Origin of the sequence: Halomonas sp. RT37 (assembly GCF_040070525.1) — a bacterium.
Taxonomy (GTDB): domain Bacteria; phylum Pseudomonadota; class Gammaproteobacteria; order Pseudomonadales; family Halomonadaceae; genus Halomonas; species Halomonas litopenaei.
On sequence record NZ_CP098827.1, the window covers coordinates 876,591 to 889,768 of the forward strand.

8 protein-coding genes are annotated in these 13,178 nt (G+C 64.0%); 7 read left to right on the forward strand and 1 reads right to left on the reverse strand.

All coding sequences use genetic code 11. The features are described 5' to 3' along the window. The first annotated feature begins 154 nt into the window (after positions 1 to 154). From NFG58_RS04010 to NFG58_RS04020, 3 genes are all read left to right on the forward strand, one after another. Entirely contained in the window at positions 155 to 430 is a 276-nt protein-coding gene (locus tag NFG58_RS04010; protein WP_045990997.1) for a hypothetical protein, read from the forward strand. A 132-nt stretch (positions 431 to 562) separates the two neighbouring features. Further along, positions 563 to 1,714, forward strand: coding sequence for a sugar diacid recognition domain-containing protein (locus tag NFG58_RS04015; protein WP_348827636.1), 1,152 nt, complete (start codon positions 563 to 565; stop codon positions 1,712 to 1,714). A 385-nt stretch (positions 1,715 to 2,099) separates the two neighbouring features. Continuing rightward, complete coding sequence (locus NFG58_RS04020) at positions 2,100 to 5,591, forward strand: EAL domain-containing protein (RefSeq protein WP_348827637.1); 3,492 nt, start codon at positions 2,100 to 2,102, stop codon at positions 5,589 to 5,591. A gap of 355 nt (positions 5,592 to 5,946) precedes the next feature. Here NFG58_RS04020 and NFG58_RS04025 read toward each other — a convergent pair whose 3' ends face one another. After that, positions 5,947 to 7,233 (reverse strand): aromatic ring-hydroxylating dioxygenase subunit alpha, encoded by a 1,287-nt coding sequence (locus NFG58_RS04025; RefSeq protein WP_108448114.1) that lies wholly within the window; start codon positions 7,231 to 7,233, stop codon positions 5,947 to 5,949. Between the two features lie 367 nt (positions 7,234 to 7,600). Between NFG58_RS04025 and NFG58_RS04030 the strand changes: the two genes are divergently transcribed. The 4 genes from NFG58_RS04030 to NFG58_RS04045 all read left to right on the forward strand — a co-directional run bounded on the left by NFG58_RS04030 (position 7,601) and on the right by NFG58_RS04045 (position 13,170). Further along, positions 7,601 to 8,707: a hybrid-cluster NAD(P)-dependent oxidoreductase gene (locus NFG58_RS04030; RefSeq protein ID WP_108131354.1), complete on the forward strand. Its 1,107-nt coding sequence runs from the start codon at positions 7,601 to 7,603 to the stop codon at positions 8,705 to 8,707. A gap of 155 nt (positions 8,708 to 8,862) precedes the next feature. After that, on the forward strand, positions 8,863 to 10,071 hold the full coding sequence (locus NFG58_RS04035) for a GlxA family transcriptional regulator (protein ID WP_108131355.1): 1,209 nt from the start codon (positions 8,863 to 8,865) through the stop codon (positions 10,069 to 10,071). A 455-nt stretch (positions 10,072 to 10,526) separates the two neighbouring features. Beyond that, positions 10,527 to 11,834 (forward strand): serine hydroxymethyltransferase, encoded by a 1,308-nt coding sequence (glyA, locus tag NFG58_RS04040; RefSeq protein WP_108131356.1) that lies wholly within the window; start codon positions 10,527 to 10,529, stop codon positions 11,832 to 11,834. 85 nt (positions 11,835 to 11,919) lie between these two features. Next, entirely contained in the window at positions 11,920 to 13,170 is a 1,251-nt protein-coding gene (locus NFG58_RS04045) for a sarcosine oxidase subunit beta family protein (RefSeq protein WP_108131357.1), read from the forward strand. The last annotated feature ends 8 nt before the right edge of the window (positions 13,171 to 13,178 follow it).

The window sequence follows — 13,178 nt, forward strand, 5'->3', positions numbered from 1 at the left end:
AGGTTAGACAAGGCAAAAATCGGTGAGAAAGCGCAGTTTACGGGGTGTAAATGAGCATTTTGATCCGATTTTTAACGCCGTATTACCGAGCGCAGGCACTTTTCAGACAAGCCCTAATCTGAACGTAAGACACAGCAACAAGGAGTCACCCACCATGATGATTGCCGAGCTGATCGACGGTCGTGACTTTCGTGATCGGCTGTTGGCGCTGGGAGTGCGCCTGCCCGAGGATGCCTGCCCGGAGACCTGCGCCAGGATGGCCAGGCTCAAGGCTCGTGAGGTCGGCCTGCCCGGCCTTGCGGCGCTGGTGCGCGAATTGATGGACAAGCAGGAGGTGCTGTTGCCGTCGGTCCATCAGGCGATCCAGGCCCACCTGCTGGGGCTCGATGATAACGGCGAATCCAGGGCTGCAGGGAAGGGCTCAGCCTAGGGCGCCTAGCCTAGGGCGCCGACTGTGGTGCCGTCTATGGCTCAGCCTGGGGCGCAGGCTAGACCGCCGGCTTGCAGCCGCTCAGTCGCAAGGCGAAGATGGCGTTCTTCGCCAGCGGCGGCAGGTGGCCCCATGATTCTGAGCGCTGAGCTCGCACAGCAGATCATCGACAAGACCCAGGATATTCTCGACGCCAACATCAACGTGATGGACGCGCGCGGGGTGATCATCGCCAGCGGTGATCACTCGCGTCTGGGTACCCTGCACGATGGCGCAATGCTGGCGCTTCAGCGTGGCAATGGACTCGAGATATCCGAGCATGACGTCGATGCCTTCAAGGGGGCGCGACCGGGCATCAATCTGCTGCTTCAGTGCGCCGGCGAGACCGTGGGAGTGCTCGGTATCACCGGTCCGCCATCGCAGGTACGTCAGGCGGCGCGGCTGGTCAAGGTGACCGCCGAGATGCTGGTCGAACAGGCCGACATGCTGAGTCAGCTTGAGTGGGCCAAGCGCCACCGGGAAGGTTTTATCCTGTCATGGGTCAACGCTGAGCTTTCTTCCGAGCAACTTCATGACTGGGCCGAGCGACTGGGGATCGACGTCGCCTGTCAGCGACTGGCGGTGCTGATCGAACTGGACAGAGGATCGCCCAGTGCAGATCTGGACGCCATGCAGCGATTGATGGACCTTCTGGCCCACGACAGCCTGGTCACCCAGGTGTCACCCCATCGCGCTCTGGTGCTCCAGCCGGTGATGGATCAGGCTGGACAGCGCAGGCAGGGCGCACACCCAGGCCCCGACGGGGCTATCGAAGCCCTGCTGGCGCGACTGGCACGCCACGATATTCACGGGGTCAAGGTCGCCGTCGGGCGTGCCTTCGATGCACCCGGCCACCTCCACCTGTCCTACGAGAGCGCCCGGCAGGTACTGGCGATCGGCAAGCGCCAGTTTCCCGAGCGAATGACCTATCACTACGACGAGCTGCGCCTTCCGGTGCTGCTGTCGCCACTGAACGATGGCTGGCAAGGCGAGCAGTTGCGCGAGGCGGTCGAGCGCATCCGTGGCGCCGACAGCCATGGGCGTCTGCTCAAGACCCTGGCAATGCTGATCGAGCACGAGGGCAACCTGAGTCGCTGCGCCGATGCCCTGCATGTCCATCGCAACACTCTGCGCTATCGGCTGGATCGCATCCACGAGATTACCGGTATTTCTCCCCATTGCTTCACCGGCCTGGTGGAGCTTTTCCTGGGTCTGGAGCTGTCGTCCGGCGACGGCGCTCATTGAAACCCACAGGCTGATCTTTCTCGCGGGTGGCGAGCGGCGGCTTGCGAGCTGTCGCTTGCGAGGTAGTGCCTAGATGCTGTCCGTCATCATGTCGCAGGGGGCATCGGGCCTGCTGGTGTGTCTGCAGGTAGGGTGGTGGTTGCCACAAAGTCTGCCGTCAGGACTTGCCCGCGATAAGAATGTGAAGCCACGGCGCTTAGCTTGTGGCTTTTTTCTTACATTAAATTACGAATTAGTTACTGAGAGTCGTAGCGACATTTTGTGCAGGATAATTAGCAGGGAGACAAATCTGTGCAGCTTTCCCCTGAGGCGGGCTGATCTAAGGCGTTCGCCCAGGAGGCTTGCGCCGCCCATCTGGACGCTCCTTCACCACTGAGGCCGGCCGATGAGTGACTGGAAGTCCGAGGAAGAGCGGAGTCTGGGCTTTCCGCCACTGCTGCTGGTGGTGCTGACCTTCGGGGCCCTGATGGCCCTGCATACCCTGTTCGCCTCCTCCTCGTCCTCATTGTTCCTGTTCGATCTTCTGACTTTCAGCCGTTGGGGCGCGGTGGCGTCGTTGCTGGCGACGCTCGGTATTCTGGCGCTGGTTATCGGCTGTGATCGTGTCAGGCGGCTGGCCTCGTTGGCGCTGCTGGGGTACAGCCTGGGACAAGGGCTATGGCTGCTTGATCAAGTCAATCGTCAGGTGAGCCTCGAGGCGCTGCCGGCAATGTCGTTGCTGCTGATGCTGCTGATGCTGCTGTTCGCCTTCTGTCTGTGGCACGGTCGAGGCGTCGGGCGCAGGCGCTACGCGGCCCTGGGAATCGTGTGCATGGTGGCTGGTGCGCTGGGATTTTCGATCCTTTGGACGACGGAGGATGCCCCTCGTTGGCGCCTTATACTGTTCGAGTCCCGGCCGCTTGGCACCGTCATGGTGTTTACCTATGGCGTCATCTTCTGGCTGTTCGCCCGCCAGCGCAGCTTGAACTTGCGACGGCTGGCGCCCAGGGTGATCAAGGTCGGGCTTATCGGCACCAGTCTCAGCATGCTGGTGGGCTTTGGGGGCTACCACCTCTATTCGCTCGATCTGAAACAGGATCTGAGCACGCAGCTGGATACCTTGAGTGAGCGCATCGCCAATTGGGAAGAACGCTACCGCCTGGGCTGGAGCGAATGGAGCCTTCCACTGACCCAGGCAGGAGGGTCGCCGGAACCCACCGGTCCCGCAGCCCGGGGAGAGGTGCTTGCCTACGTCTGGTGGCAGGACAGGGGCGCATTGCGCTGGAACCCCGCTGACGGTGGTGGGGCGACGTCTCGACTCGAAGAAATGCTGGCGTTGCACGAGGTTCGAAGTTGGCTCGAACAGCGTCAGAACGAGGCCATGCGCTGGTGGATTCCGGGCAAAGGCGCGGCGCTGCTAGAGGTCAACAGCTTCGGTGCTGCGGGCCCCCGGCTGGTCGTACTGGTCGACACGACGCTGTGGCTTGAGCATATGAGTGAAGGACTGACGGCGAACCTGTCGCTGTTGGGGCTCCGCCCGGCAGAGGCGTTGGATCATGGTGCCCGCGAGGTCTGGGTCGAGCGCGGCAGGCTGGCCGGCGTAATGCGAGACGATATTGCCCTGGCTGGCGGCACGCTGCTGCGGGTTCAGGCATCGAAGCCGCTGTCGCTCAAGTGGGTGCTATTGCCGGCGCTGTTGCTGGCGTTGGGCCTTTTTGTCACCTATCAACTGATGACCTGGATTGCGCTGGCGCGATTGCGTAGAGAGCAGGCGATTTCGCTGGCGACGCGTGAACAGGAGTTTCATTCCCTGTTCGGACTACACCCCGTGCCGATGCTGCAGGTTCGACGTTCGGGCCTGATCGGTGCGCTCAACGACTCTGCCACGGAAGCTCTGGGTGACAGCGCAGGGGAGGCTATCGCTCGACCCTTCACCGAGGTAGCCAGTCGACTGCTGGGATGCGGTGATGCGCCCGATGAATTGATGAAGCACTTCGACAATGTCATGACCGGGCGACAGCGGTCCGTGGTGTTCGAGTGCTCGATCGCGGATTCTACCTTCAGGATACGCCTGCAGCAGGTCCGGGTGGGGGCGGCCTGTGTGGGCCTTTTCGCCAGTTTCGCCGACATCAGTCTGCGTCAGAAGGAGCAAGCCAGGCTGTCGATCATGGAGCACTGTCTCAGGGAGAGCAGCAATGGGGTCGTAATCTTCGACGCCCAGTCCAGGGGCTGCCCCGTGATGTATGCCAACGCTGCTCTGTGCCGCATGCTGGATGCTTCGGCATCCTCGGTGACCGGACTGCTGGCGAGTGAGCTTGCCAGGACCATGTGTCTGGACCCGGTGACCGAAGCCGAGATCTGTCACTGGATGAAGACCCAGCAGCCGGGCTCGGTCACTGCGCTGGCCAGCCAGGGAGGAGGAGGCGGTCGCTGGTACGACCTGACGCTCTCGCCGGTGCATGCGCTCCGCGAAGGCGTAAGTCACTACATCGGCATCGTCGATGACGTCAGTCAGCGCAAGGTTCAGGAAGAGATGCTGGCCCACCAGGCCACCCACGACGCCCTGACTGGTCTGCCCAATCGCACCCTGCTGGCCGACCGACTGGAGCACGACGTAGCCCTGGCGACACGTCATCGGCAGGGGCTGGCGGTGCTGTTCATCGATCTGGATGCGTTCAAGCCGATCAACGATAGCCTGGGGCATGAGGTCGGTGATCGCGTGCTGATACAGGTCGCCAAACGCCTGAGCCGAGGGCAGCGACGCTCGGATACCCTGGCGCGTCTGGGCGGGGACGAATTCGTGCTGGTGCTGGTGGATATCGGTGGCAAGGACAAGGCCATCGCGGTGGCCGAGCGTCTGCTGAACCAGTTGCGTGAACCCTGCCGCGTCGACGGCTTCCAGCTGCAGATATCCGCGAGTATCGGGATCGCCTTGCTGGACACCGGGACCACCCTGTCGCCACAACGGCTGATCCAGCAGGCCGATCTGGCCATGTACCAGGCCAAGCAACGCGGGCGAAACCAGTATCAGTTGTTCACACGCACCCTCGACGGTGTCCCCGGGCGTCATGTGACCCTGCGCAACGCGCTGCGTATTGCCATGGAACAGCAGCGTCTGCAGTTGTTCTATCAGCCCCAGGTGGATGGCGAGGGCAGGATCACCGGTCTGGAGGCATTGATACGCTGGTCCCATCCCGAATTCGGCTGGGTCTCACCGTCGGAGTTCATTCCACTGGCCGAAGAAACCGGCCAGATCATCGATCTGGGGCGCTGGGTGATGCGCAGGGCCTGCTACGACGCCAAGCGCCTGTGGCGAAGTGGACTCAAGCCGGGGCGGGTGGCGGTGAACCTGTCACCGCTGGAATTTCATCGCATGGATTTTCTATCGAGCGTGTGCCAGACGCTGGATCAGACCCACCTGCATGCCGAGTGTCTGGAGCTGGAAATCACCGAAGGCATGTTGCTGGATGACCAGGAACGCGTGGCTCGTACACTGGGGGCCCTGGCGGCCCGCGGGGTCACCACGGCGATCGATGACTTCGGAAAGGGATACTCGAGCTTCGATTACCTCAAGTCCCTGCCCATCGACAAGATCAAGATCGATCGTGGTTTTGTCGCCCAGTGCCTGGACAGTGAACGAGATATCGCGGTCTGTCGCAGCGTGATCACCCTGGCCCAGGAGTTGGGCCTCGAGGCGCTGGCAGAAGGGGTCGAGACACCGCATCAATGTGCCGCCCTGAAGGACCTGGGCTGCACCACCTTCCAGGGCTATCTGTTCTCTCGACCGGTGCCTTTCCGGGAGCTTGCCGGCCTGCTGCGTCGCCCCCATCTGGCGCCGCAGCAGGAGGTCCCGATGGATCGGCAGGACTTGATTGGGGCGGAAGCGCGCCGACGCTGAGCGACCGCCGAGTCCTGAAATCCGCCCAGGTGTCGTCTTGAAGACGACACCTGGGCTGGCTTCAGGGCAAGCGATGACGGCAGGCCGTTTCAGCAGGCTATGTCAGCGGGCTATGTCAGCGGGCTATGTCAGCAGGTCGGACACCAGGCCGTGACAGAGAGACACCCAGGGGGCCGCAATGTCGACAAGCGCAGGGGCTTTTCCGCCAGGCCCTAGGGCTTGTCTGAAAAGTGCCTGCGCTCGGTAATACGGCGTTAAAAATCGGATCAAAATGCTCATTTACACCCCGTAAACTGCGCTTTCTCACCGATTTTTGCCTTGTCTAACCTTCGCTCGTCGACTTTTCGTACAGGCCCTAGCCGCTGGCCAGGCTCAGCGCTGGGCTGCTGCCCAGGTTGGCTGCCAAGGTGGTGCGGTACCAGTCGATAAAGTCGATCACCCCGTATTCGTAGGTGGGGGAGTAGGGGCCGGGGCGATAGGCCAGGGAGTTGATGCCTCGCTGGTTCTCTTCGGCAAGCCTTCGGTCCTGGGCGTTGGTGGCGTCCCATACTCGGCTCAGGTTCTCGACGTCGTAGTCGACACCCTCCACCGCATCCTTGTGGACCAGCCATTTGGTGGTGACCTGAGTGCGCTGGGGACCCAGCGGCAGCACCCGGAACACCGCGGCGTGGTCGCCGACAAAGTGATTCCAGCTATTGGGCAGATGCAGGATGCGCAGGGAGCCCATGTCCTCGATGCCCTGGTGGGTCAGCGGACGGCGACAGGCGGCCCTGCCGTCCATGGTCATGGACACGGTGCCTTCGACCAGCGGGGTGCGGGTCAGGCGATTGCGCTTGCCTCCCGCCCAGCTCATCTTCCAGGGGATGCCGAGGCCGTCCCACTCCTGCTGCTTGCGTGCTACCAGACTGCGGTATTCCGGCGTGGCACGGGGGTCCTCGGTGTCGTCAAACTCGTAGAGCGACTTGATCAGCTCCGGGTGAGAGCCGTTGCAGTGGTAGCACTCGCGGTTGTTCTCGAGCACCAGTTTCCAGTTGGCCTGCTCCTCGATGGTGGTGGTCACGGCCACCTTGAGGTTGGCCATGTCGTAGAAGCTCAGGTAGCTGTCGAAGATGGCCTTGAGGTCGCTCACGTCCGGCGGATTCTCGGCGAGGCTGACGAACAGGTAGCCGCCGGCTTCGGTCAGCGCGACCGGGGCGAGTCCGTAGTCCTCGAGTCGAAAGTCCTCGCCCATCTCGGTGCCGGCGAACAGCAGGCGTCCGTCCAGCTCGTAGGTCCACTGATGGTAGGGGCACACCAGCTTGGCCAGCTTGCCCTTTTCGGTGGAGCACAGGCGAGATCCGCGATGGCGGCAGGTGTTGTGAAAGGCGTGAATGGCGTCGCCATCGCCGCGCACGATGACCACCGGATTATGGCCGATGTCGAGGGTGATGAAGTTGCCCTTGGCGGGAATCTCGCAGCTCATGCCGGCGAAGATCCACTCGCGCTCGAAGATGGTCTGCATGTCGAGCTGGAACAGTCGTTCATCGTTGTAGAACGGCTGCGGCAACGAGAAGCCGAAGGGGTGATGTGACATCGTCTCCAGGGCGAAACGACGGGCGTCCCCCAGGGGATCCTCCAGATTGAGATGGGCGATGGGCTCCATGGTGCACTCCTCGTGATGCGATAGATGCGGTGTCGATGGGCGCGGTGGCCCATGGTAAGGGGCGCCGCTATGGATCAGGGGAAAGCATTAGCGGCGCTATCAGCTGGCAGCTGGCGTGCGTCGCGGTTGTCATGCTGCGCAGTCTGGGGCAAGGGTGGGGACCCTGGGTATCTGGTGGCGACACCAGATGATGCCGTTGCGACCTCTTTGTCGCTGCAGCGAGCGTGGCCGGAGGATTCGAGTATGCTGATGTCGCGATCAGACAAGTGGCGTGCGAGGCGCGAGGGGCAGAATGCGCTCAATGACCAGGCCTCGAACGAGGTTCGGGGCCTGGGTGAACCGCCGACTGTCTGCGAGCGAAACCGCCATGGTGACGAATTTTCTCAATCCGGTGACCACCCAGACCTGGGCCAATGGCCGCCACGTCGTGCGCTGCGTCAAGGTCATCCAGGAGACCTGGGACGTCCGAACCTTCTGCTTCATGGCCGAGCAGCCGGTGATGTTCTTCTTCAAGCCGGGGCAGTTCGTCACTCTGGAGCTCGAGATCGACGGCGAGTGCGTCTTCCGCTCCTATACCATCGCCAGTTCACCCTCCATCCCCTACAGCTTCTCGATCACCGTCAAGCGGGTGCCGGGGGGGCGCGTCTCCAACTGGCTGCATGATCAGATGGACGTGGGCCACGAGCTGGCGGTGCACGGTCCGGTGGGGGACTTCAACTGCATCGACCATACCGCCGACAAGGTGCTGATGCTCTCCGGCGGTGTCGGCATCACGCCGCTGATGTCGATGACCCGCTGGTTCTTCGATACCAATGCGGCGGTGGACCTGGCCTTTATCCACTGCGCCAGAACCCCCAGGGACATCATCTTTCACCGTGAGCTTGAGCATATCTTCTCGCGGATTCCCGAGTTCCGGCTGAATATCGTGTGTGAACGGGACAACGAGCTGAACCAGGCCTGGGCGGGTTTCCGCGGCTTCCTGTCGGAGCCCATGCTGGAGCTGATGGCGCCTGATTTTCTGGATCGAGAGGTCTTCTGCTGCGGGCCCACGCCCTTCATGTCGGCGGTCAGGCGTCTGTTGACCCAGCGTGGCTTCGACATGAGTCGCTACCACGAGGAATCCTTCGGTGCCACGCCGGTCGACGTCCAGGAAGACGTCCACGAGCTGGCGGAGCAGGCCGAGGCAGAGGCCGAGGAGCTCGTGGCGGCCGACATGCACTGTGTCGAATTCGCCTCGGCGGGCAAGAGCGTGCGCATCCAGCCGGGCGAGACCGTGCACGCTGCGGCCTCAAAGCTCGGACTGCATATTCCCAAGGCCTGCGGCATGGGCATCTGCGGCACCTGCCGGGTGCCACTGGTCGCCGGCGAGGTGGACATGGAACACAACGGTGGCATCACCGACGAGGACGTGGCCGAGGGCTTCATCCTGTCCTGCTGCAGTCGGCCCAGGGGTAACGTCACGGTGGACTGGTAGCGGCGGTGGCTCCCGGCGGAGGCGGGTCGTGGGCTACCCAGCGCGGCAGTGGTGTAACCGTCCGGTGCAGGTGACTCCGTATGGCGTTGATAAATAGGAGGGCCGTGAGAAATTCGGTTAGGCTGGAGTCTGATTTTTGCTGGTATTTGGACGCCATGCCATCCTCGCCCCTGCACCCGCTCCATCCATCACGGCCATCGCCGGCACCATCGTCAGCACAGCAAGGGCACGCCGATGTCTCTGGCGGCGAGCCGCTCACGCCGGCGCTGTCGGTGGGCTTTGTGTTGCTGTCGCGCTTTACCTTGCTGCCCTTTGCTGCCTTCGTCGACTGCCTGCGGCTGGCGTCCGACGAGGGCGATCGCAGTCGTCAGCTACGTTGCCGCTGGCGCTTTCTGTCAGAGGATGGCGCCGAGGTTGCGTCAAGCTGTGGTGCGGTGATCTCGCCCTGCGAGCCGATAGGGGGGCGTCATGGGCAGCCTTTCTGTGATCCCCGCCAGTTCGACTACCTGGTGGTTATCGGCGGGGTGCTGGGGGAAGGCGAGGAAGCTGATAGCCCTGAGCGAACGAGCCCTGAACGACGGGCTCTCGAGCGAAACCGCCCCGAGCGAGATGGCGGCACCCTCGACTATCTGCGCCATGCGGCAGCGCTGGGCGTGCCGCTGGTGGGGGTGTGCACCGGGGTCTACTCGCTGATCCAGGCCGGTGTGATGGAGGGGCGGCGTTGCTGCGTCAGCTGGTACCACCACCTGGATCTGACCCGGCGTTTTCCCGCCGTCAGCGCGGTGGCCGACCGCCTCTATGTCGACGATGGCGACCGCTTGACCTGTGCCGGTGGTGCTGCGGCGGCGGACCTGGCCGCCTATCTGGTGGAGCGCCACCTGGGACGCGCCTGGGCACGCAAGAGCCTGCATATCATGCTGCTGGACGGCCACCGAAGCGGCGACCACTCCCAGCCCCAGCCGGTGGTCTTCGATCGCATCGAGGACCGCATCGTGCGTCGTGCCGTGGCAATTCTCGAGCAGCATCTGGGCGAGCCGCTGTCGGTGGATGAGCTGGCGACGCGCGCCGGCGCCTCGCGTCGGGGGCTCGAGCGCAAGTTTCGCCAGGCCTTCGGTGTCGGCCCGCAGAAGTTCGCCCGTGACCTGCGCCTGCGCTACGGTCTGTGGCTTCTGTACTTCACCGACCATAGCGTCACCGAGATCGGCGAGCGCTGTGGTTTCGCCGACACCGCCCACTTTTCCCGCCACTTCCGCAGCGCCTTCGGACAGTCGCCCTCACGTCTGCGTCGCGATCCCGTCGGTCGCGAGGAGGCCGGCGTCGACCCCTTCTTTCTGCATGTCGGTGCACGCCTGGGGCATCGCTGAGCGCCCCCCGCTGGCGCAATTGCCCCTGATATTGCTCCTGATAGTGCCGCTGATAGCTCCCCTGATCGTGCCGCTGGCAACGTCATCCAAGCGCTCGTCCACGGCGCTCGGCTCATGCCTGCGTCCAACAAAGCTGTCGCATTTGTTCAAGTTTTGAAGGAGCCGCTCGGCTTCAATGACCTTATCCCGCCGGGCACCTGCGCTCGTCTGGGCCGGCCTCTGCCTGTATGGGCCAGTCTGGGCCGGGCTCTGCCAGTCTGGGCCCGTCTGGGCCGGTCCGGGCAGCGTCGATGTCCCTGACGGCGACGCCGATGTCGTTTCCAGAATATCGGCGCCGGGATAGCGGCTTACCTTGGAGGCGGGGGACTGCCCGTCTTCGTCAGCCATCACAACGACAATATCGACCAGGCGAAAGCGGCCGCGAAGAGGCGCTTCGCCATTATCGGAGATACCCCATGCCAAGCGCTCATCTGTCCAGCTCGTCACTGTCCCGGTTCGATCCGCAGATCGCCGAGGCCATCGCCGACGAGGTCGTTCGCCAGCAGGATCATGTGGAGCTGATCGCCTCCGAGAACTACGCAAGTCCCGCGGTGATGGAGGCCCAGGGCACCCAGCTGACCAACAAGTACGCCGAGGGCTATCCCGGCAAGCGCTACTATGGCGGCTGCGAGCACGTCGACGTGGTAGAGCGTCTGGCCATCGAGCGGGCCTGCGCGCTGTTCAGCGCCGACTACGCCAACGTGCAGCCCCACAGCGGCGCCCAGGCCAATGCCGCCGCCTTCATGGCGCTGGTGTCCCCCGGTGATACCGTGCTCGGCATGAGTCTGGCTCACGGCGGCCACCTGACCCATGGCGCGGCACCGAACTTCTCCGGCAAGCACTACCACGCGGTGCAGTATGGTCTGGACGAGGCCACCGGCCAGATCGACTACGCCGAGGTCGAGCGTCTGGCCAACGAGCATCGCCCCAAGTTGATCGTCGCTGGCTTCTCGGCCTACTCCCAGGTGGTCGACTGGCGCCGCTTTCGCGCCATCGCCGACAGCGTCGGCGCCTGGCTGCTGGTGGACATGGCCCACGTCGCCGGTCTGGTGGCGGCCGGGCTCTATCCAAGCCCGCTGCCCCACGCCCACGTGGTCACCACCACCACCCACAAGACCCTGCGCGGGCCGCGCGGTGGCCTGATCCTGTCGGCCAGCGGTGACGAGGCGCTGTACAAGAAGCTCAACGGCGCGGTTTTCCCCGGCCAGCAGGGCGGCCCCTTGATGCATGTCATCGCGGCCAAGGCGGTGGCCTTCCGCGAGGCCATGAACCAGGACTTCGTACGCTACCAGGAGCAGGTCATCGTCAATGCCAAGGCCATGGCCGGGACCTTTCTCGAGCGCGGCTACGACGTGGTCTCCGGCGGCACCGAAGACCATCTGTTTCTGGTCTCGCTGATTCGCCAGGGGATCACCGGCAAGGACGCCGACGCGGCCCTGGGTCGCTCGCACATCACCGTCAACAAGAACGCGGTACCGGGAGACCCGCAGAGCCCCTTCGTCACCTCGGGCCTGCGCATCGGGACCCCGGCGGTGACCACCCGCGGCTTCGATGCCGAAGAGTGCGAGCGGCTTGCCGGCTGGATCTGCGATGTGCTGGACGTGCTGGCCCGTGGCGAGGACACCGCCGCCATCGAAGCCGACGTACGCCAGCGGGTCGGCGAGCTATGCACGCGCCACCCGGTCTATCCGACCCCTCGGCAAGCCGCTGCCGTGCCGGCCTGATGACCCCCCGGCGGTCGTGACGCACGCAGCGACCGCCCAGGCACTTTTCAGACACGCTCTAGCCCAGAGTTTTGAGGGACACCCTATGCAACGCTACTCCGGATTCGCGCTGGCCCGCCACGCCCTGAGTCACCACGAGAACTGGCAGCGCCAGTGGCGCAACCCGACCCCCAAGGCCGCCTACGACGTGATCATCGTCGGTGGTGGCGGCCACGGCCTGGCCACCGCCTACTACCTGGCCAAGGAATTTGGCGTGCGCAATGTCGCGGTGATCGAGAAGGGCTGGCTGGGCGGCGGCAACACCGCCCGCAACACCACCATCGTGCGCTCCAACTATCTGTGGGATGAGGCCGCCGCGCTCTATGAGCACTCGATGAAGCTGTGGGAAGGGCTGTCCCGGGATCTCAACTACAACGTGATGTTCTCCCAGCGCGGCGTGCTCAATCTTGGCCATACCCTGCAGGACATGCGCGACATCCAGCGCAGGGTCAACGCCAACCGGCTCAACGGCATCGACGGCGAGGTGCTCAACGCCAGGGGCGTGCAGGAGATCGTGCCGATCCTCGACTGCTCGAAGAACGCGCGCTACCCGGTGATGGGGGCCTCCTGGCAGCCCCGTGCCGGGGTCGCCCGCCACGACGCCGTGGCCTGGGGCTACGCCCGTGGTGCCGATGCCCTCGGCGTCGACATCCTGCAGCAGACCGAGGTGACCGGATTCAAGATCCGCGACGGCCGCATCCTTGGGGTGCACACCAATCGCGGCGATATCGAGGCTCGCACCGTGGGCTGCGTGACCGCCGGCAACTCCGGGGTGATGGCATCGCTTGCGGGGCTGCGCCTGCCGCTGGAGAGCCACCCGCTGCAGGCGCTGGTGTCAGAGCCGCTCAAGCCGGTGCTCGATACCGTGGTGATGTCCAACCACGTGCATGGCTATATCAGCCAGTCCGACAAGGGTGACCTTGTCATCGGCGCGGGCATCGACGGCTACAACGGCTACGGCCAGCGTGGCAGCTACGCCACCGTCGAGCACACCCTGCAGGCCATCGTCGAGATGTTCCCGATCTTCTCGCGGGTGCGCATGAACCGGCAGTGGGGCGGCATCGTCGATACCTGCCCGGACGCCTGCCCGATCCTGTCGAAGACCCGAATCGAGGGGCTCTACTTCAACTGCGGCTGGGGCACCGGTGGCTTCAAGGCGACCCCGGGTTCCGGGCATGTGTTTGCCGCGAGCCTGGCCAAGGGCGAGATGCACCCGCTGGCCGCCCCCTTCTCGATCGACCGCTTCCACAGCGGCGCGCTGATCGATGAACACGGCGCCGCCGGTGTCGCCCACTGATTTCAGGA